This is a genomic window from Actinacidiphila sp. DG2A-62, from assembly GCF_035825295.1.
Taxonomy (GTDB): Bacteria; Actinomycetota; Actinomycetes; order Streptomycetales; family Streptomycetaceae; genus Actinacidiphila.
This window is the reverse complement of sequence record NZ_JAYMGI010000002.1, coordinates 5,586,527-5,605,061: the sequence shown is the minus strand read 5'-3', so window position 1 is coordinate 5,605,061 and position 18,535 is coordinate 5,586,527. Positions and strand designations below refer to the sequence as shown.

The following is an 18,535-nucleotide window of genomic DNA, read 5'->3' as shown; positions in this document are numbered from 1 at the left end:
TACCAGAGGGTTCCCTCACAGGTTGCCCGCGGCATCCTTCACTCCGAAGTTGCCCCTCGTTCACGCGGGCGCGCTACGCGTCACGCGGGCGGTCCCGCTTCGCCACGCGTTGGCCAGCTTTTGGGAGCAGCTTTGCCCACCGCGCGTGCCGCCGATCGCACGACGCCGGGCGCATGACGCCGGGCGCCGCGCCGATCGCATGACGCCGGGCGCCGCGCCGAAGCCGAAAGCGCGTCAGCGCGACCGGGCGGGACCACGGGCTGACGCCCGGCGGCGGGCGTCAGCGTTCAGGGGAGCGGTCTTCGCGCCCCTGACGGCCCGGCGCCCAGCGTTCTCAGATCGCCAGCAGCACCGCGAGGACGACCGCACCGGCGATCGCGGGCGCGATGACCTCGTAGCACCAGCGCACGCTGATCTCCGGGCGGGGCTCGCCCTCGGCGAGGGTGTGCTGCTCGGACAGCTCGCGCAGCTGGTCCAGCGCCTGGTCCGCCCAGGACCGTACGGGATCGTCCGCCGAGACCTCCGCGCGCTGCCCCGGCCGGGCGCCCGGCCGGAACCGCACGCCGGGCGTGAGGAACGGGTCGCGCCCCCGCTGGCCCTGCGCGCGCGCCGTCTGCCGGGCCGCGCGCTTGCGCGCCCGCAGCGACACCGGGATCGCCCACACCTGGAACGTGCGGTCGCCCGCGAACAGCTCCGTGGAGTACGAGGCCCGCAACCGGTCGACCGCCGCCCACGGCATCGCGACCGTGCGGAACGGGTTGCGGATGCGGATGCGCTCACTGCCGGCGAAGACCGCCGGGCGGATGGTGAACGCGACCACCAGCGGCACCGCCAGCAGCAGCGCGGCCAGCGACAGCCAGGGCGTGCGGCCGTCGCCCCGCGCGATCGCGTCCCCGCCGAGCCAGCCCGCGAGGATCAGCAGCAGCACGCCGCCGGCGATGCCGGCCGAGGAGCGGTAGACACGGTCGGCGTACTGCGGCGGCCGCCGGTCGCCGGCGGTGGCCGGTCCGTTCGGTCGGTCCTGGTGGGGGCTCGTCATACCTCCCGATTCTGCACGACGCGCGGCGCGCACCCGGCCACGCCCTCATACCATTCTGGTTGCGTCCGCGCCCTCCGGTTCCGCCCGGTCCCGGTTCCCGCGTCCGACCGATCCGGTCCGCGCCCGAGGCCCTCCGCCGCCGCCCGCCGCCCGCCCGGCGCAGCCGCGCTCTCCGTCTGGACGGATCGCTACGCGCGTAGATATGGTGATGTGGTGACCATGTCCTCCGTTGTTCCCGCCCACGCCCCCGACGCCGCGGCCCGCCTCGCGTCGCTCGCGGACGTCACCGCGAGCGACAGCGCGCTGCGCCGCTTCCTGCACGGGCTGCCCGGCGTCGACGCCGTGGGCCTCGAAGCCCGCGCCGCCGCGCTCGGCACCCGCTCGATCAAGACGACCGCCAAGGCGTACGCGATCGACCTCGCGATCTCGATGATCGACCTGACGACGCTGGAAGGCGCCGACACCCCCGGCAAGGTGCGCGCGCTGTGCGCCAAGGGGCTGCGGCCCGATCCCACCGACCGCGGCACCCCGCAGGTCGCGGCGATCTGCGTCTACCCGGACATGGCCGCGGTGGCCAAGGAGGCGCTGGCCGGCTCGGCGATCCGCGTCGCGTCGGTCGCCACCGCCTTCCCCTCCGGCCGCGCCGCGCTGAGCGTGAAGCTCGCGGACACCGCCGCGGCGGTCGCGGCCGGCGCCGACGAGATCGACATGGTCATCGACCGCGGCGCGTTCCTGTCCGGCCGCTACATGGAGGTCTTCGAGGAGATCCGCGCGGTCAAGGCCGCGTGCGCCCGGCCCGCGCAGGCCGGTTCAGGGGACGGCCCGGTCGAGGGCGCCGGCTCCGCCCACCTGAAGGTGATCTTCGAGAACGGCGAGCTGTCCACGTACGACAACATCCGCCGCTGCTCGTGGCTGGCGATGCTGGCCGGCGCGGACTTCATCAAGACCTCCACCGGCAAGGTCGCGGTCAACGCGACCCCGGCGAACACCCTGCTGATGCTGGAGGCCGTACGGGACTTCCGGGAGGCGGTCGGCGTGCAGGTCGGCGTCAAGCCGGCGGCGGCATCCGCACCGCCAAGGACGCGGTGAAGTACCTGGTGCTGGTCAACGAGACGGTCGGCGCGGACTGGCTGTCCCCCGAGTGGTTCCGCTTCGGCGCCTCCAGCCTCCTCAACGACCTGCTGATGCAGCGTCAGAAGCTCAGCACCGGACGGTACTCCGGTCCCGACTACGTGACGGTGGACTGAACCCATGGCCTCCCCGAAGACCCCCCACGAGATGTTCGCGTACGCGCCCGCGCCCGAGTCCCGCGCGATCGTCGACCTCAAGCCGTCCTACGGGCTGTTCGTCGACGGCGAGTTCACCGAGGCCGCGGACGGCCGGGTGTTCAAGACGGTGTCGCCGTCCAGCGAGGAGGTGCTCGCCGAGGTCGCGCGGGCCGGCGAGCAGGACGTGGACCGCGCGGTCGGCGCGGCCCGCAGGGCGTTCGGCCCCTGGTCGGCGCTGCCCGGCGCGGAGCGCGGCAAGTACCTGTTCCGCATCGCGCGCATCCTCCAGGAGCGCTCACGCGAGTTCGCGGTGCTGGAGTCGCTGGACAACGGCAAGCCGATCCGCGAGACCCGCGACGTCGATCTGCCGCTGGTGGCCGCGCACTTCTTCTACTACGCCGGCTGGGCGGACAAGCTCGCGTACGCGGTCCCCGGGCGGAGCCCGGAACCAGGCACGAGCGGTCCCGACCCCAAGCCGCTGGGCGTGGCCGGGCAGGTCATCCCGTGGAACTTCCCGCTGCTGATGCTCGCGTGGAAGGTCGCGCCGGCGCTCGCCGCGGGCAACACGGTGGTGCTCAAGCCCGCCGAGACCACCCCGCTGTCCGCGCTGTTCTTCGCCGACGTGTGCCGCCAGGCCGGACTGCCGCGCGGCGTGGTCAACATCCTGCCCGGCTACGGCGACGCGGGCGCGGCGCTGGTGGCCCACGAGGGCGTGGACAAGGTCGCGTTCACCGGCAGCACCGAGGTCGGCAAGGCGATCGCCCGCACCGTCGCCGGCACCCGTAAGAAGGTCACGCTCGAACTGGGCGGCAAGGCCGCGAACATCGTCTTCGACGACGCGCCGATCGACCAGGCCGTCGAGGGCATCGTCAACGGCATCTTCTTCAACCAGGGCCATGTGTGCTGTGCGGGCTCGCGGTTGCTGGTGCAGGAGTCGGTGCAGGACGAGGTGCTGGACGCGCTGAAGCGGCGGATGGCCACGCTGCGGGTCGGCGACCCGCTGGACAAGAACACCGACATCGGCGCGGTCAACTCCGCCGAACAGCTGGCGCGTATCACCGAGTTGGCGGCGGCCGGCGAGGCGGAGGGGGCGGAGCGCTGGTCGCCGGCGTGCGAACTGCCCGAATCCGGCTACTGGTTCGCGCCGACGCTGTTCACCGGCGTCACGCAGGCGCACCGCATCGCGCGCGAGGAGATCTTCGGCCCGGTGCTGTCGGTGCTGACCTTCCGCACCCCCGCGGAGGCGGTGGAGAAGGCCAACAACACCCCGTACGGGCTGTCCGCGGGCATCTGGACCGAGAAGGGCTCGCGCATCCTGGCGGTGGCGAGCAAGCTGCGGGCCGGCGTGGTGTGGGCCAACACGTTCAACAAGTTCGACCCGACGTCGCCGTTCGGCGGTTACAAGGAGTCCGGCCACGGCCGGGAGGGCGGCCGGCACGGCCTGGAGGCGTACCTCGATGTCTGACGTTCGCGACGCTCGGCTGAGCGTGTTCAAGACCTACAAGCTGTACGTCGGGGGGACGTTCCCCCGCTCCGAGAGCGGCCGGGTGTATGAGGTGACGGACTCCAAGCACGGCGCGTGGCTGGCCAACGCCCCGCTGGCCTCCCGCAAGGACGCGCGGGACGCGGTGGTCGCCGCGCGCAAGGCGGTGCCCCGCTGGTCCGGCGCGACCGCGTACAACCGCGGGCAGGTGCTGTACCGCGTCGCGGAGATGCTGGAGGGGCGGCGCGAGCAGTTCGTCCGCGAGGTCGTCGAGACGGAGGGCCTGTCGAAGTCCCGCGCGGGGGCCGCGGTGGACGCGGCGGTGGACCGCTGGGTCTGGTACGCGGGCTGGACCGACAAGATCGCGCAGGTGGTGGGGGGCGCGAATCCGGTCGCCGGGCCCTACTTCAACCTGTCCACGCCCGAGCCGACGGGGGTCGTCGCGGTGCTCGCGCCGCAGGACTCGTCGTTCCTCGGACTGGTCTCGGTGCTGGCGCCGGTGATCGCGACGGGGAACGCGGCGGTGGTGGTCGCCTCGGAGCGGGCGCCGCTGCCCGCGCTGTCCCTCGGCGAGGTGCTGGCCACGTCCGACGTGCCCGGCGGCGTGGTCAACGTGCTGTCCGGGCGGACGGCCGAGATCGCGGCGCCGCTGGCCGCGCACCAGGACGTCAACGGGATCGACCTCACCGGCGCGGACCCGGCTCTCGCCGCGGAGCTGGAGGTCGAGGCGGCCTCGAACCTCAAGCGGGTGCTGCGGCCCCCGGCGTCCCCGGTGGACTGGACCGCCGATCCGGGGACGTCGCGCCTGACGGCGTGGCTGGAGACGAAGACGGTCTGGCACCCCCTGGGCGTCTGACGTCACCCCGGCGCGCCGGGCGCCGAGCCGTGGAGGGGCGGAGAACCGCTCCCCTGACGGCCGGCGCCCGGCGCGGGCGGGACGCGGGGCCCCGGGTCAGCCCGGGAGGAGGGCGGTGACGGTGCTGATGACGGGGAGGGTGGCGAGGGAGCCGCCGTGGGTGATCGGGTCCGTGACCAGGCCGGTCGAGACCGGCTTGAAGTCGGCGATCTGGGAGCCCACCCCGTTGTCCAGCGGATCGACCCCGGTGTTGGAGAGGGGGTCGAGCGTGAGGTGCTTCACCGGGCCGATCCCGTCGGCGAGCGCACCGGTCACGGACTGCGTCGGCACCGCGTCGAGCGGCACCGCGTCGAGGGGGAGCGCGTCGCCCACCGCCGTGCCGGGCAGCGGTCCCGCGTCGGCGGGCGCGGAAGCCGCGGACGCGGAGGCCGCGGGCACGATCACCGCCGCGGCGGCGGTCAGGGTCAGGGCGAACGCGGTACGCAAAGAGGCCATACCCCCTCAACGCCGCCGCCCGCGTCCTGGTCACGCCCGCCGCCGCCCGCACATCCGGCCGGCCGCCGGGAACGACGTGGCGAACGGAACGTGTCGCCCCAGGTGAACGCATGGGAGAATAGACCCCCGTGAGTGGACAGTCGGCACGGGTGATCCTGGTGACGGGCCCTTCGGGCTCCGGAAAATCGTCGTTGGCCGCGCGCAGCGGCCTGCCGGTCCTCGCGCTGGACGACTTCTACAAGGACGGCGACGACCCGACGCTGCCCGAGCTGCCCGGCGGCGCGGGCACCGACTGGGACGTCCCCGCCTCCTGGAACGCCGACGCCGCGGTCGCCGCCATCGTCGCCCTGTGCGCGGACGGCCGCGCGCAGGTTCCGGTCTACGACATCGCCGCGAGCGCCGCGACCGGCCGGACCGTGCTGGACCTGGGCGGCGCGCCGCTGTTCGTCGCCGAGGGGATCTTCGCCGCGGAGGTCGCCCGGCGGGTCCGCGACCTGGGTCTGCTCGCCGACGCGCTCTGCCTGCGCGGGCGCCCCTCGACCACCGCGCGCCGCCGCTTCGTGCGCGACCTGCACGAGGGCAGGAAGTCCGTGCCGTTCCTGATCCGCCGCGGCTGGCACCTGATGCGCGCCGAGCGCGGCATCGTCGCCCGCCACGTGGCGCTGGGCTGCCACCCCTGCGGCCGTACGGAGGCCGAGGCCCGCATCGCCGCGGCGGCCGGCGCGACGCCCGCCGCGGCCGCGCTCGCCGACACCGCCGCCCCCGAGCCCGTACAGGCCTGACCGCGCGCGTACAGGCCCGACCGTGCCCGTAGGCCGGTCGGCGCGGTCACCGCGAGGTCTCCCGCGCAGCAGAGCTGAAGAGCCGCTCGGCGTTGCGGGTGGTCAGGGCACGCCAGTGCCGGTCGACGGCCGGCATGGTCGCGTCCAGGTCGGCCAGCAGTTTCACGGCGAGCCCGCGGCGGGTCCAGGCGTAGTCGCTGCCGTAGAGGAGCCGCTCCGGGCGGGCGACGGCGGCGAGCGCGGCGATCTGCTGCTCGGACGGCATGCCCGCGAGGTCGTAGTGGAACCGGCCGAGGGCCCGGCCGACCGCCGCCTCGTCACCCGGGCCGTCGCCCGGACCGTCGCCGAGGGTGAGGAACGCCTGCACGCGCTCGGCCACCAGCGGCAGCACGCCGCCCAGGTGGGGCACGATCAGGCGGATGCCGGGAAACCTGTCCGCCGCGCCGCTGAGGATGTAGTCGACCACCGTGCGGGCGGTCTCGAACAGGAACTCCAGCATGGGCTGGGGCCGTCCCGACGACAGCTCCTCGTGGCCGGGGCAGGTGGTCGGGTGCAGCAGGACGACCGCCGCCCGGCGGTCCAGTTCCTCCAGCACCGGGGCCAGGCGCCGGTCGGCGAGCCGGAGGCCCTGGTGGTTGGAGAACATCATGACGCCGTCGACGCCCAGTTCGTCGAAGCAGTAGGCGATCTCCGCCAGCGCGCCCTCCGCGTCGGGCAGCGGGAGCGCGGCGAACTGCCCGAACCTGCCGGGGTGGTCGCGCACCGCCCGGGCGCCGAAGTCGTTGACCTCGCGGGCCAGCGAACGGGCGGCACGGTCGTCGCCGAAGTGGACGCCCGGTGAGGACAGCGACAGGACCGCCTTGGCGATGCCGGCGTCGTCCATGAACGCGAGGTGCTCCTCGGCGGTCCAGCGCGGCCAGTAGTCCTCGGGCATGCCGTCGGCCCGCACATGGCCGGCGGCCTTGGCGGCCTCGATGTAGTGCGGGGTGGTGAAGTGGGCGTGGACGTCCACCAGCGCGTCGGTGCTCATCACGTCGTTCCCTTCGGGGAGGGTGCCGAGCGCCCGGGTCGACGGGATGACCGGGGCCCGGGGCGCAGCCCGCGTCCGCGAGCAGGCCCGTTTACGCTAGGTTTCTCGGCCGCTGGACGGCACGCCCGATGCCACTGAGTGGAACGGAGACCAGGTGCCGGCATCCGATCCGCCCCGCGCGGGCTCCCCGAGAAGAACGCGCACACCCGCCTCGGGGGCGGGCGAGGCGGTGGTCGATCGCGCCTTCGCGCTGCTGGCCGCCTTCGACGCCGACCACCGCGTCCTGCCGCTGGCGGATCTGTCCCGCCGGACCGGGCTGCCCCGCAGTACGGCCCTGCGCCTGGCGAGGAAGCTGACCGAGGCGGGGGCGCTGGAGCGCCTGGACGACGGCCGCTACGTGATCGGCCTGCGACTGCTGGAGATCGCCTCGCTCGCTCCGCGCGGACACGGGCTGCGGGCGGTGGCGATGCCGTACTTGGAGGACCTGTTCCACGTGACCGGTCAGCATGTGCTGCTGGCGGTGCGGGACGGCGACGAGGCCCTGCTGGTCGAGCGGCTGTCCGCGCACGACGCGGGTCCGGCGGCCTTTCGCGTCGGCGGCCGCATGCCCCTGGCGCAGACCGGTGTCGGCCTGGTCCTGCTGGCCCACGCGCCGTCCGAGGTGCGCGAGCGCGTCGCCGGGCGCTTCGGGCCGGGAGGCGGCGGCGACGTGGTGCGTACGGCCGAGGAGCTGCGCCGCGTGCTGGCCGAGGTCCGCAGGGGCGGTTACGCGACGGGCCGGCAGCTGTCACCGCCGTGGGCCACCGTGGCGGCGCCGGTCCGCGACGCGGACGGGGTCGTCGCCGCCGTCTCCGTGGTGGTGCCCAGCAGCGGCTTCGCGGCCACGCCCTACGTGGCGGTCGTCCGCGCCGCCGCGCGGGCCGTCTCACGGGAGCTGAGCGATGCCCGCGGGCTCGGCGGGCCCCCGGGCGAGCACCGCGGGGAGGAACGGCGCCCCCGGCCGTAGCGGCGCCGGCCCGGCGGTCCGCCGCCCAGCAGGCCGCAGCCCAGCAATCCGCCGCCCAGCAGGCTCAGGCACCCAGCAGGCTCAGGCGACCAGCTCGCCGAACGCGTCCTCCTCGTCGCGTCCGAAGCTCAGCGCCTCGTCCTCGCGCATCCGGCGCAGCGAGCGCCAGATGCTGCTCTTCACCGTGCCGACGCTGATGTTCAGGATCTCCGCGATCTCCGGGTCGGTGCGGCCCTCGTAGTAGCGGAGCACCAGCATCGTGCGCTGCTGCTCGGGCAGCCGGGCGAGCGCCTGCCACAGCACGGCGCGCAGCTCGGTGCCGCCCATCTCGTCGGTGTCGCCGACCGTCTCCGGCAGCTCCTCGGTCGGGTACTCGTTGAGCTTGCGCCGCCGCCAGGCGCTGATGTGCAGGTTGGTCATGGTGCGCCGCAGGTAGCCGCCGACCGCGGCCTTGTCGCTGATCCGGTCCCAGGCGCGGTAGGTGGAGAACAGCGCGCTCTGCAGCAGGTCCTCCGCGGCGAACCGGTCGCCGGTGAGGTGGTACGCGGTGGCGTAGAGCGAGGCCCGGCGCTCCCGCACGTACGCGGTGAACGCGGCCTCGGCCTCCGCGCGCTGCGCCGCGGTGCGCTCCTGCCGCGGCTCGGCACCGGCCGGCGGGACCTGCGCGGGCACCCGGGCCGCGGCGCCGTCCTCGACCGGGGTGATCCAGGCCGGCGGCGCTCGGCGCCGCCCTGGTGGGCGGCGGTGCGCCCGGTGCCGCGAGCGTACCCCCGTGCGCCCGCGGCACCGGACTTCTCCGCGGCCTTGGCCGCCGCCGCGCCGCTCGCGGCGGCGCCGGCGCCGGGCTTGGCCAGGGCGGTCACGGGGCGGCCGTGCGCGGACCGGACTGCGGCGGTCGTGGTGCTGTGCAGTGCGTTCATGTCGCGCCCCCGTCGATGGAACCGTCAGCGTGGTCTGCGGCGTCGCACTCCTTGCGGGTGCGCTCATCCGATGGGCATAAGACTGCCGGGCCAGTTTCATCGCGCTGTCCGCCGAGTGTCACAGCCCCGTCACAGAGGTTCCCGGGCCTTGAATCCCGCTGCACGCACGGTAGTTGACCGCGTCGCGGGCGTACGGATCGGGCGTTCCGCGGGGCCTGTGCGCTCCCCGCGCTTCAACCGGCGACCGGGCGTAGGACACAATGTCCGGCGTGCCTTTCCTGTTGCTGATCGAGGACGACGACGCCATCCGTACGGGTCTGGAGCTCGGCCTGTCCCGCCAGGGCCACCGCGTGGTGGCCGCGGCGACCGGCGAGGACGGGCTGCGGCTGCTCAAGGAGCAGCGCCCGGACCTCATCGTGCTGGACGTGATGCTGCCCGGGATCGACGGCTTCGAGGTGTGCCGCCGCATCCGGCGCACCGACCAGCTGCCGATCATCCTGCTCACCGCCCGCAGCGACGACATCGACGTCGTGGTGGGTCTGGAGTCCGGTGCGGACGACTACGTGATCAAGCCGGTGCAGCCGCGGGTGCTGGACGCCCGCATCCGCGCGGTGCTGCGCCGCGGCGAGCGGGACAGCACCGACTCCGCGGCCTTCGGCTCGATCGTCATCGACCGCAGCGCGATGACCGTCACCAAGGACGGCCGCGACCTCCAGCTGACCCCGACCGAGCTGCGGCTGCTGCTGGAGCTGAGCCGGCGGCCGGGGCAGGCGCTGTCCCGGCAGCAGCTGCTGCGGCTGGTGTGGGAGCACGACTACCTGGGCGACTCCCGGCTGGTCGACGCGTGTGTGCAGCGGCTGCGGGCGAAGATCGAGGACGTGCCGTCCTCGCCCACGCTGATCCGCACGGTCCGGGGCGTCGGCTACCGGCTGGACACGCCGCAGTGAATGCTCCCGCCGTACTCGCCGCCGCGCCCGTCCCCGCGAGGGCTTCGTGAGCGGTGCGCACGACGCCTCCCGCCCGGCCAGGGCGGGCCGGTGGTTCGGCAGGCTGCGCTGGACGAGCCTGCGGCTGCGGCTGGTCGCGGTCTTCGCGCTGGTCGCGCTGACCGCGGCGGTCTCGGTGTCGGGGATCGCGTACTGGCTCAACCGCGACGCGGTGCTGACCCGGGCGCAGAACAGCGCGCTCAACGACTTCCGCGACTCGATGCAGCGCAACGCCGCGTCGCTGCCGGTCGAGCCCACCTGCAAGTCGCTGCAGAACGCGGCGAGCCGGATCGGCGGCCCCGACTCGTACCAGGTGGTGCTGATCGACACCGCGCCGGACAGCTCGCCGTGCGCGGCGCCCTCCGACCGTGACGTGTTCACCCTGGACGACGTGCCGCAGTCGTTGCAGCGCGCGGTCGACACCCGGCACGAGAACGACCACGGCCGCTACCACCTGCACTGGGAGCGGATCTCGCTGCAGGGCCACCCGTACCTGGTGGCGGGCGCGCGGGTGAACGGCGACGGCCCGACCGGCTACATGCTCAAGTCGCTGGACGCCGAGCGCAAGGACCTCAACTCGCTGGCCTGGTCGCTGGGCATCGCCACGCTGCTGGCGCTGATCGGCGCGGCGCTGCTCGCGCAGGCGGCGGGCTCCACGGTGCTGCGGCCGGTGCGTCGGCTGGGCGAGGCGGCGCAGCGGCTCGGCGAGGGACACCTGGACACCCGGCTGAAGGTCACCGGCACCGACGAACTGGCGGAGATGTCCCGCACCTTCAACAACGCGGCCGAGGCCCTGGAGAAGCGCGTCGAGGAGCTGAGCGCGCGGGAGGCGGCCAGCCGGCGCTTCGTCGCCGACATGTCGCACGAGCTGCGCACCCCGCTGACCGCGATCACCGCGGTGACCGACGTGCTGGAGGACGAGGCGGAGGCGCTGGACCCGCTGATCGCGCCGGCGGTACGGCTGGTGGTCAGCGAGACCCGGCGGCTGAACGAACTGGTGGAGACGCTGATGGAGGTCACCCGCTTCGACGCGGGGACGGCGAAGCTACGGGTCGACGAGGTCGACGTCGCCGACATGATCATGGCGTGCATGGACGCCCGCGCCTGGGTGGACTCGGTCGAGCTGGACGCGCCGCGCGGCGTGCTGGCCACGCTGGACCCGCGCCGGCTCGATGTGATCATGGCCAACCTGATCGGCAACGCGCTCAAGCACGGCGGCTCCCCGGTGCGGGTGACGCTGCGCCGCGGCGCGTCCGGCGGGCGCGAGGAGATCGTCGTCGCGGTCTCCGACCACGGCCCCGGCATCCCGGAGGACGTGCTGCCGCACGTCTTCGACCGGTTCTACAAGGCCGACGCGTCCCGGGCCCGGTCCGAGGGCAGCGGTCTGGGCCTGTCCATCGCGATGGAGAACGCGCACATCCACGGCGGCGACATCACCGCCGCCAACGCCCCCGGCGGCGGGGCGGTCTTCACCCTGCGCCTGCCGGTGCGCCCGGCCGGCGACGAGCGCGACGACGAGCCGGGCGACGTGCCCGGTGACGCGGGCGGCTCCCGCGCGGACGGCTCCGACGCGGACGGCTCCGACGCGGACGGCTTTAGCGCGGGCGGTTCCGACGCGGGCGGCTCCGACGCCGCGGACCGCCCGGGGGGCGACGCATGACCCCGGGCACGAGACGGCGGACGGGGCCGGGCCCGCGCAGGCCGGCCGCCGGGTTCGCGCTGCTGCTGCCCGTGCTGGCGCTGGCCGCCTCCGGCTGCGGCATCCGCTCCACGTCGGTGCCGGTGGACGCCGGGCCCGCGCCCTCGCGGGTGACCTGCGCGCAGCCGTCGACGCCGGCCACGGCCGCTCCCGGCGAGGTCGGCCGGACGCTGTATCTGGTGTGCGGCGGGCAGATCGCGCCGGTGCGGCGCGCGGTGCGGTCGGTGCCGACGGCGACCGACGGCCGCCCCGACGCCGCGGCGCTCGCCCGCGCACTGGTCGCGCAGCTGGAGCTGAGCCCGCGGGCCGCGGAGAGCTCGGTCGGCTTCGACACCGCGGTGCCGGACGCGCTGGAGGTGTTGGGCGCGCGCCCCGGCGACCCGGCCGGCACGCTGCGGCTGAACCAGGCGCCGGACGAGCTGCCCTCGTACGCGCTCGGGCAGATCGTCTGCACACTCGCCGCCGACGCGACCGTGTCCCCCGACCACTCGGTGGTACTCGGCGGCCCGGACCGCGCGGACGAGCTGCGCCGCTACTCCTGCACGTCCGACCTGCGCACCAGCGCGTACGCGGCGGACACCGCGGGCATCCCGGTGCGCTGAGCCGCGCGCCCGCCGGGGTGCGCGGGCCGCCGGCCGCCCGGGGACGCGGGGGAACAGCCGTTCGGATCGGGAACCGCGGCGTGCCGCGGAGCGTCCTGCAGGGCGTGCGGCACGATGGCTCCATGATCAGGGTGCGCGCGGCCGGGCTGCTGCTCACCGCGGCGTATCTGTGCTTCGTCGGCTGGCTGTTGCTGCGCCCGCACTACGTCGCCTGGGTCCCCGCGCCGAACCTGCGTCCGCTGGCCACCATCCACGAGGACCTGCGGATGGGTCCGTTGCAGGCGGCGCGCAGGATCGGCGCGGGGCTGGGGCTGCTCGCCCCGCTCGGGGTGCTGCTGCCGCTGACCGGCGGCCGGGTGGACACCTCGGGTTTCGCGTCCTTCGCCAGGACGGTCTTCGCGGCGCTGATGGTGTCGCTGTCGCTGGAGTTCGCGCAGACACTGGTGCCCGGGCAGCTCTTCGACGTGGACGCGCTGCTGCTCAACACGCTCGGCGTGGCGCTGCTCCACCTGGTGGTGGTGCCGGTCGCCCGGCGCCGGCTGCGCGGCCGCGCGACCGCCGCGCCCGCCCCGCTCCCGGAGCCGGCCCTGGCCCCGCTGCCGTAGCCGCAGCCGCCGGTCGCCGGTCGCCGGTCGCCACAGGTCGCCACAGGTCGCCGCTGGTCGCCGCCGGTCGCCGCCGGAGGCGGAGCGCCACCACGGGACCGGGCGCGTACCCGACCGCGTGCCGTGCCCGTATCGCGAGCCCGTGCCCGTACCGCGTGCCGTGCCCGTACCGCGAGCCCGCGCCCTCACGGCCTGGCACGGATACGCCACGGGTACGCCGCAGCCCGCGGCCCGGCGCCCCTCCGTGCGACGAGGGGTGCGGGCCGCGGGCCGTTCGGGTCCGGCGCACGACTGGGCCGCGCGGGCGGCGCCGAAGTCAGCTGCCGAGGACGCCGCCCGCCGGCAGGCCGCCGAGCAGGCCGGAGACCGGCGCGACCTGGTTGCCCGACAGGTGGTTGCCCGAGGGCAGCAGGCCGTCGGTGGGCAGCGCGGAGGTGCCGTTCTTGACGGCGGTGTGCGCGCCGGACGCGGAGTCGGTGGCGCCGGGGAGCAGGTTGGTGGCCTGGCCGACCGGCAGCGAGCCGAGGGCGCCGCCGGTGAGGTCGGCGGCGGAGGCGGAGCCGGCCGCGGCGGCGACGGCCGCCAGGCCCAGCACGGTGGTGGCGAGGGTCTTCTGGGTTCGGGTTTGCATAACTGCGGAACGTAGCCATCCGCTGACCTGCCGTGCAACCGGCGTGGCGCGCGGCGGCCCGCCCCCGCCAGGCCGCCGCCACGCCGCCGCCTCAGCCGCGACGGTCGGCGGAACCGCTGGCCACCGGGGGTGCGGCGGCCACCGGCGCGAACAGCCACTCGGCCTTCAGTTCGGCGTAGCCCGGCTTGATGACCTCGTTGATCATCGCGAGACGTTCGTCAAAAGGAATGAACGCTGATTTCATCGCATTGACCGTCAGCCACTGCATGTCGTCGAGGGTGTAGTCGAAGGCCTCGACCAGGTGCTCGAACTCGCGGCTCATGCTGGTGCCGCTCATCAGCCGGTTGTCGGTGTTGACGGTGACCCGGAAGTGCAGCCGGCGCAGCAGCCCGATCGGGTGCTCGCGGTAGGAGGAGGCGGCGCCGGTCTGCAGGTTGGACGTCGGGCACATCTCCAGCGGGACGCGCTTGTCGCGCACGTAGGAGGCGAGCCGGCCGAGGGTGACCTCGCCGTCCTTCTGCTCGATGTCGTCGATGATCCGCACGCCGTGGCCGAGCCGGTCGGCGCCGCACCACTGGAGCGCCTGCCAGATCGACGGCAGGCCGAACGCCTCGCCGGCGTGGATGGTGAAGTGGTTGTTCTCCCGCTTCAGATACTCGAACGCGTCCAGGTGACGGGTGGGCGGGTAGCCGGCCTCGGCGCCCGCGATGTCGAATCCGACGACGCCCGAGTCCCGGTAGCGGTTGGCGAGTTCGGCGATCTCCTGGGAGCGGGCGGCGTGCCGCATCGCGGTGAGCAGCGCGCCCACCCGGATCCGGCCGCCGGCGGTGCCGCCGGCGCGGGCCGCGGCCTCCCGGGCGCGGCGCTCGCCCAGCCGGAAGCCCTCGTTGACCGCCTCGACGACCTCCTCCAGGGTGAGCCCGCCCTCCAGGTGCTGCTCGGGGGCGTACCGCACCTCGGCGTAGACGACGCCGTCGGCGGCCAGGTCCTCGGCGCACTCGGCGGCGACCCGCACCAGCGCGTCGCGGGTCTGCATCACGGCGCAGGTGTGCGCGAAGGTCTCCAGGTAGCGTTCCAGCGAGCCGGAGTCCGCGGCGGCGCGGAACCACGCGCCCAGCGTGTCCGGGTCGGTCTCCGGCAGCCCTGCGTACCCCGTCTCGCGCGCGATGTCGACGATCGTGCCCGGGCGCAGCCCGCCGTCGAGGTGGTCGTGGAGCAGCACCTTGGGGGCGCGGCGGATCTGTTCGCGGGTCGGTCGGCCCGATACGGGGTTCGGCATGCCCCCACACTATCTCCTACGCGCGTAGATGTACCGGAGCAGCCAAGTATTTTCCGCCAGGCCATACAGCGCACACCCTGTCGTCTGCCAAGGTTGCGGCATGGCTTCGCAAGCATTACCGGCACGTGGCGCGCGGCTCGGCCGGCCGGTGGCGCCCGGGTTGTTCCCGGGGTCCGCCCGCCCGGTCGACGAGCGCTCCGGCGCGACCGTGCGCGCGGTGGTCCTGGCGCTGCCCGGCGGCGACGCGCTGAGCACCCGGCGGCGCTCGCCCATGGCCGCGGCGCTGATGTGGCCGCTGGCCCGGCACCTGGTGCGGGAAGGTTTCTCCGACGGGTTGGCCGCGCATGTCGTGCACTACCGCTTCCGCGGCTGGAACGGCGGGCACGCGCATCCCGCGGAGGACGCGGAGTGGGCGGTCGGCGAGGCGGTGCGGCGCTACGGCGACGTGCCGGTGTGCCTGGTCGGCATGGACATGGGCGCGCGGGCGGCGCTGCACGCGGCGGGGCACGCCGCGGTGACGTCGGTGGTGGCGCTGGCGCCGTGGCTGCCGGGCGCGGACGCGGAGGGGTCCGCGGGACGCGGTGCGGTGGCCGACCCGGCGGCGGACGGGGCCGGCGCGGGCCGCGGCGCCGCGGCGCGGGGGCGGGAGCCGGAGCGTGAGGGCGAGGGGGAGGCCGAGCCGGTCAAGCAGTTGATCGGACGGCGCGTGCTCATCGTGCACGGCACGGAGGACGAGGTGACCGCGCCGGAGGCGTCCTACCGGCTGGCGGAGCGGGTGAAGAAGGTCAACCGGGAGGTGTGCAGGTTCGAGGTGCACTCCGACGGGCACGCGCTGCACCAGCACCGCGCGGAGGTCTTCGCGCTCACCGCGGATTTCGTCCTCGGCTCGCTCTTGGACCGCCCCTACGCCCGCCCGGTCGCCGACGCGCTCGCGGCGCCCCCGCCGCTCGGCCTGCGCATGCCCCTGGCCTCCGGCTTCGGCCGCTCCCTCCACTCCTGACCTACGCCGTCAGGCGTGGACGCCGGCCGCGCCCTGACCTACAGCGTCAGGCGTGGACGCCGGCCGCGCGCCGGGCGTCAGCACACCGGGGGCGCGGCAGGACGTCGAGCGTCGGGGCGGCCGGCGCGCCATGCCCTCAGCGCGAGGCGAGGAGGCCGCGGTGGGCCAGCAGGAAGGACTTGAACGCGGCGACCGGCGCCGACTCGACCTCCCCCTCACGCCAGGCGACGCAGATCTCGCGGAACGCGCCCCCGCCGAGCACGTCCAGCTCCGCGACCCCCGGCCGCGGCACCGCCGGCGGCGGCAGCAGCGCGACGCCGAGCCCCGCCGCGACCAGCCCGCGCAGCGTCTCCGCCTCCTCGCCCTCGAAGGCGATGCGCGGCGCGAACCCCGCCTCCGCGCACAGCTGGTCGGTGATGCGGCGCAGCCCATAGCCGGGTTCCAGCGTGACGAAGGGGTCGGCGGCGACCTCGGCGAGCCGCACCCGGCGACGGCCGGCGAGCCGGTGTCCGAGCGGCACCACGAGCCGCAGCCGCTGCCGGTCCACCCGGCGTACCACCAGGCCGGACTCCTGCGGCGGCGGCGACGTCAGGCACAGGTCGAGCGCCCCGGCCCGCAGCCGGGCCACCATCTCCTCGCCGTACGTCTGCACGAGCTGGAACCGCACCCGCGGGTGGTCCGCGCGGAACGCGGCGAGCAGCGCCGGCACCGCCTCGGAGCCGAGGGTGTGCAGGAAGCCGAACGCGATCCGGCCGGCGTCCGGGTCCGCGTCCAGCCGTACGGACTCGGCGGACCGTTCGACCTCGGCGAGGGTGCGTTCCACGGTGCGCAGGAACGCGCGGCCCGCGGTGGTCAGCCGCAGCGAGCGGCCCTGCCGGGCGAACAGCGTCACGCCGAGGTCGGCTTCGAGCCGGGCGATCGCGCGGCTCAGCGTGGGCTGCGGCATGCCGAGCAGGGCGGCGGCCCGGGTCACGTGCTGGTGCCGTGCGACGGCGGCGAACTGGGCCAGGCGCGGGGTCAGCCGCAACGCCCAGGAGTCCGGGGCGAGTTCGGCGAGCGCGGCCGGTTCCACCGCGGGGCCGCCGGGCGTGTCCCGGCCGCCGCCGGCGCCGGGTCCGAGGCCGCGGGTCGCGCCGGGCGCCCCGCCCGGGTCCGCCGCGGGCCCCGTGCCGCTCGCGTCCGCGCTCCGCTCGCCCATGCCTTTTCCCGCCTCCGCCCGATCCGCGCGCTTGCGCCCGTACGCTGCATTCATACGCTGACGTATCGATCGTCGCCGATCCGAGCATTGGACGCATAAAACGGGGCGTCCTAGCGTCACCGGCATGAACCCCGCAGAACCGGGGCCGGCCTCCGCCCGGCCGGCCCGCACCGCAGCGTCCCCGTCCGCACCCGGGCCCGCACGCGGCAGCACGCCCGTACCGGCGACCGGCTCCGCGACCGGGGCGGGCGCACCCGGCGCCGCGGACAGCACCGCGGACGGCGCCGCGGACGGCGCCGCGGACGGCGACACCCGGCTGCGGAAGGGCTCACCGGGCTACCGCCGTGCCAATCTCGCGCTGTTCGCCGCCGGCCTGGCGACGTTCGCGCTGCTGTACTCCACGCAGGCGCTGCTGCCCGCGCTCTCCGAGGGCCTGCGGCTGTCGCCCGCGCAGGCGAGCCTGTCGGTGTCGGTGTGCACGGGCGCGCTGGCGGTGGCGCTGCTGCCGATGAGCGCGCTGAGCGAAAGGGGGATACCTCTCGGGCGCGGCCGCGGGGCAGGCAGGATACGGGTGATGACGGTCTCGGTGTTCGGCGCGTCGCTGCTGGCGCTCGCAGTGCCGTTCTCGCCGAACCTGGGCGTGCTGGTGGCGCTGCGGGCGGCGCAGGGCCTGGCGCTCGCGGGGCTGCCGGCCACCGCGATGGCGTACCTCGCCGAGGAGGTGCACCCCTCAGCCGTGCCGTCCGCGATCGGGCTGTACGTCGCGGGCAACTCGATCGGCGGCATGAGCAGCAGGGTCGCGGGCGGCGCGCTCGCGCAGGCGTACGGCTGGCGCGCGGCGCTGCTGGCGGTGGGCCTGGCCTCGCTGGCGTGCGCGGTGGCGTTCCGCGTCCTCGCGCCGCCCGCGCGGCACTTCACGCCGGGCCCGATCCGGCCGGGCGCGGTCGCCCGCACCGTCGCGGGGCACCTGGCACACCGCGGACTGCGGTCGATGTACGCGGTGGGGCTGCTGTTCATGGCGGTGTTCGGCGCGGTGTACACGGTGCTCGGCTACCGGCTGACCGCGGCGCCGTACGGCCTGTCGCAGGCCGCGGTGGGCGCGATCTTCCTGGTCTACCTGGTCGGCACCGCGGCCTCCGCGGTGTCCGGTGCCGTGCAGGCGCGCCTGGGCCGGCGCGGGGTGTTCGCACTGGCGCTCGCGCTGTGCGCGGCGGGCCTGCTGCTGACGCTCGCGGGGGCGCTGTGGCTGATCCTGCTCGGCCTGGTGCTGGTGACCGCGGGCTTCTTCACCGGCCACGCGGCCGCTTCCGGCGCGGTCAGCCGCACCGCGACCACCGGCCGCGCCCAAGCGTCCGCGCTCTATCTGACGGCGTACTACATCGGCAACAGCCTCGGCGGCACCCTGGGCGCGTCCGCCTACCACGCGGCCCGCTGGCCGGCCACGACAGCCGTCGCCCTGACCGCAGTAGCCCTGGCCACCCGTCCGGCCCTCCGCGACCCGCGCGGCCTAGCGCCGGTCCGGGACCGCCGGCGGTAGGGCCGGCGCGGACGGGCGAACACCCCACCCCGGACCCCGCCGGTGAACTCAAGTTCTTGCAAGCATCAGTCAATTTTCAACGAAAATGGATCGCAATATTGCTGCCATGTGTCGGAGAG

17 protein-coding genes and 1 pseudogene are annotated in these 18,535 nt (G+C 75.0%); 11 read left to right on the top strand and 7 right to left on the bottom strand.

From position 1 onward, the window contains the following. Nucleotides 1-334: 334 nt before the first annotated feature. The gene (locus VSR01_RS25230; RefSeq protein WP_326451405.1) at nt 335-1,039 is read right to left on the bottom strand and encodes a PH domain-containing protein; all 705 of its coding nucleotides are present in this window, start codon (nt 1,037-1,039) and stop codon (nt 335-337) included. A 219-nt stretch (nt 1,040-1,258) separates the two neighbouring features. Between VSR01_RS25230 and deoC the strand changes: the two are divergent. The 3 genes and pseudogenes from deoC to VSR01_RS25215 all read left to right on the top strand — a co-directional run bounded on the left by deoC (nt 1,259) and on the right by VSR01_RS25215 (nt 4,646). Then, nucleotides 1,259-2,286: pseudogene (gene deoC / locus VSR01_RS25225) on the top strand (deoxyribose-phosphate aldolase). Between the two features lie 4 nt (nt 2,287-2,290). Continuing rightward, nucleotides 2,291-3,772, top strand: a complete 1,482-nt coding sequence (locus VSR01_RS25220) for an aldehyde dehydrogenase family protein (RefSeq protein ID WP_326451404.1) — start codon at nt 2,291-2,293, stop codon at nt 3,770-3,772. Beyond that, on the top strand, nt 3,765-4,646 hold the full coding sequence (locus VSR01_RS25215; protein WP_326451403.1) for an aldehyde dehydrogenase family protein: 882 nt from the start codon (nt 3,765-3,767) through the stop codon (nt 4,644-4,646). Before VSR01_RS25220 ends, VSR01_RS25215 begins: the two co-directional genes overlap by 8 nt. Nucleotides 4,647-4,742: 96 nt before the next feature. Here the strand turns inward: VSR01_RS25215 and VSR01_RS25210 are convergent, their stop codons facing one another. Further along, on the bottom strand, nt 4,743-5,141 hold the full coding sequence (locus tag VSR01_RS25210) for a hypothetical protein (RefSeq protein ID WP_326451402.1): 399 nt from the start codon (nt 5,139-5,141) through the stop codon (nt 4,743-4,745). Between the two features lie 128 nt (nt 5,142-5,269). On the opposite strand from VSR01_RS25210, the gene VSR01_RS25205 reads away from it, so the two are divergent. Further along, the gene (locus VSR01_RS25205) at nt 5,270-5,923 is read left to right on the top strand and encodes an ATP-binding protein (protein WP_326451401.1); all 654 of its coding nucleotides are present in this window, start codon (nt 5,270-5,272) and stop codon (nt 5,921-5,923) included. Nucleotides 5,924-5,969: 46 nt separating this feature from the next. Here VSR01_RS25205 and VSR01_RS25200 read toward each other — a convergent pair whose 3' ends face one another. Then, nucleotides 5,970-6,953: an amidohydrolase family protein gene (locus VSR01_RS25200; RefSeq protein ID WP_326451400.1), complete on the bottom strand. Its 984-nt coding sequence runs from the start codon at nt 6,951-6,953 to the stop codon at nt 5,970-5,972. Nucleotides 6,954-7,182: 229 nt separating this feature from the next. Between VSR01_RS25200 and VSR01_RS25195 the strand changes: the two genes are divergently transcribed. Next, nucleotides 7,183-7,959: an IclR family transcriptional regulator gene (locus VSR01_RS25195; protein ID WP_326451399.1), complete on the top strand. Its 777-nt coding sequence runs from the start codon at nt 7,183-7,185 to the stop codon at nt 7,957-7,959. Nucleotides 7,960-8,040: 81 nt separating this feature from the next. Here VSR01_RS25195 and VSR01_RS25190 read toward each other — a convergent pair whose 3' ends face one another. Next, nucleotides 8,041-8,631, bottom strand: coding sequence for a SigE family RNA polymerase sigma factor (locus tag VSR01_RS25190; RefSeq protein ID WP_326451398.1), 591 nt, complete (start codon nt 8,629-8,631; stop codon nt 8,041-8,043). A gap of 517 nt (nt 8,632-9,148) precedes the next feature. On the opposite strand from VSR01_RS25190, the gene VSR01_RS25185 reads away from it, so the two are divergent. The 4 genes from VSR01_RS25185 (at nt 9,149) to VSR01_RS25170 (ending at nt 12,771) form a co-directional block, all read left to right on the top strand. Further along, nucleotides 9,149-9,826 carry a response regulator transcription factor gene (locus VSR01_RS25185; RefSeq protein WP_225850024.1) on the top strand — a complete coding sequence of 226 codons (678 nt, stop codon included), beginning with the start codon at nt 9,149-9,151 and terminating at the stop codon, nt 9,824-9,826. 46 nt (nt 9,827-9,872) lie between these two features. Continuing rightward, entirely contained in the window at nt 9,873-11,525 is a 1,653-nt protein-coding gene (locus VSR01_RS25180; protein WP_326451397.1) for a HAMP domain-containing sensor histidine kinase, read from the top strand. Then, entirely contained in the window at nt 11,522-12,166 is a 645-nt protein-coding gene (locus VSR01_RS25175) for a hypothetical protein (protein WP_326451396.1), read from the top strand. Before VSR01_RS25180 ends, VSR01_RS25175 begins: the two co-directional genes overlap by 4 nt. Nucleotides 12,167-12,288: 122 nt before the next feature. After that, nucleotides 12,289-12,771 carry a VanZ family protein gene (locus VSR01_RS25170; protein ID WP_326451395.1) on the top strand — a complete coding sequence of 161 codons (483 nt, stop codon included), beginning with the start codon at nt 12,289-12,291 and terminating at the stop codon, nt 12,769-12,771. Nucleotides 12,772-13,087: 316 nt separating this feature from the next. On the opposite strand, the gene VSR01_RS25165 is transcribed toward VSR01_RS25170, so the two are convergent. Both VSR01_RS25165 and VSR01_RS25160 read right to left on the bottom strand, forming a co-directional pair. Continuing rightward, nucleotides 13,088-13,402, bottom strand: coding sequence for a hypothetical protein (locus VSR01_RS25165; protein ID WP_326451394.1), 315 nt, complete (start codon nt 13,400-13,402; stop codon nt 13,088-13,090). Between the two features lie 91 nt (nt 13,403-13,493). Further along, complete coding sequence (locus VSR01_RS25160) at nt 13,494-14,681, bottom strand: adenosine deaminase (protein ID WP_326451393.1); 1,188 nt, start codon at nt 14,679-14,681, stop codon at nt 13,494-13,496. 100 nt (nt 14,682-14,781) lie between these two features. On the opposite strand from VSR01_RS25160, the gene VSR01_RS25155 reads away from it, so the two are divergent. Further along, the gene (locus tag VSR01_RS25155; protein WP_326451392.1) at nt 14,782-15,681 is read left to right on the top strand and encodes an alpha/beta hydrolase; all 900 of its coding nucleotides are present in this window, start codon (nt 14,782-14,784) and stop codon (nt 15,679-15,681) included. 136 nt (nt 15,682-15,817) lie between these two features. On the opposite strand, the gene VSR01_RS25150 is transcribed toward VSR01_RS25155, so the two are convergent. Next, complete coding sequence (locus tag VSR01_RS25150) at nt 15,818-16,879, bottom strand: LysR family transcriptional regulator (protein ID WP_326451391.1); 1,062 nt, start codon at nt 16,877-16,879, stop codon at nt 15,818-15,820. A 124-nt stretch (nt 16,880-17,003) separates the two neighbouring features. Between VSR01_RS25150 and VSR01_RS25145 the strand changes: the two genes are divergently transcribed. Beyond that, nucleotides 17,004-18,416, top strand: coding sequence for an MFS transporter (locus VSR01_RS25145; protein ID WP_326451390.1), 1,413 nt, complete (start codon nt 17,004-17,006; stop codon nt 18,414-18,416). Nucleotides 18,417-18,535: the final 119 nt, after the last annotated feature.

Excerpts from the sequence above, each read along its gene's own strand:
- VSR01_RS25200 (WP_326451400.1), bottom strand. The coding sequence starts at position 6,953 with ATGAGCACCGACGCGCTGGTGGACGTCCACGCCCACTTCACCACCCCG.
- VSR01_RS25220 (WP_326451404.1), top strand. The coding sequence starts at position 2,291 with ATGGCCTCCCCGAAGACCCCCCACGAGATGTTCGCGTACGCGCCCGCG.
- VSR01_RS25145 (WP_326451390.1), top strand. The coding sequence starts at position 17,004 with ATGAACCCCGCAGAACCGGGGCCGGCCTCCGCCCGGCCGGCCCGCACC.
- VSR01_RS25170 (WP_326451395.1), top strand. The coding sequence starts at position 12,289 with ATGATCAGGGTGCGCGCGGCCGGGCTGCTGCTCACCGCGGCGTATCTG.
- VSR01_RS25210 (WP_326451402.1), bottom strand. The coding sequence starts at position 5,141 with ATGGCCTCTTTGCGTACCGCGTTCGCCCTGACCCTGACCGCCGCCGCG.
- VSR01_RS25150 (WP_326451391.1), bottom strand. The coding sequence starts at position 16,879 with ATGGGCGAGCGGAGCGCGGACGCGAGCGGCACGGGGCCCGCGGCGGAC.
- VSR01_RS25175 (WP_326451396.1), top strand. The coding sequence starts at position 11,522 with ATGACCCCGGGCACGAGACGGCGGACGGGGCCGGGCCCGCGCAGGCCG.
- VSR01_RS25215 (WP_326451403.1), top strand. The coding sequence starts at position 3,765 with ATGTCTGACGTTCGCGACGCTCGGCTGAGCGTGTTCAAGACCTACAAG.
- VSR01_RS25155 (WP_326451392.1), top strand. The coding sequence starts at position 14,782 with ATGGCTTCGCAAGCATTACCGGCACGTGGCGCGCGGCTCGGCCGGCCG.
- VSR01_RS25165 (WP_326451394.1), bottom strand. The coding sequence starts at position 13,402 with ATGCAAACCCGAACCCAGAAGACCCTCGCCACCACCGTGCTGGGCCTG.
- VSR01_RS25230 (WP_326451405.1), bottom strand. The coding sequence starts at position 1,039 with ATGACGAGCCCCCACCAGGACCGACCGAACGGACCGGCCACCGCCGGC.
- VSR01_RS25160 (WP_326451393.1), bottom strand. The coding sequence starts at position 14,681 with ATGCCGAACCCCGTATCGGGCCGACCGACCCGCGAACAGATCCGCCGC.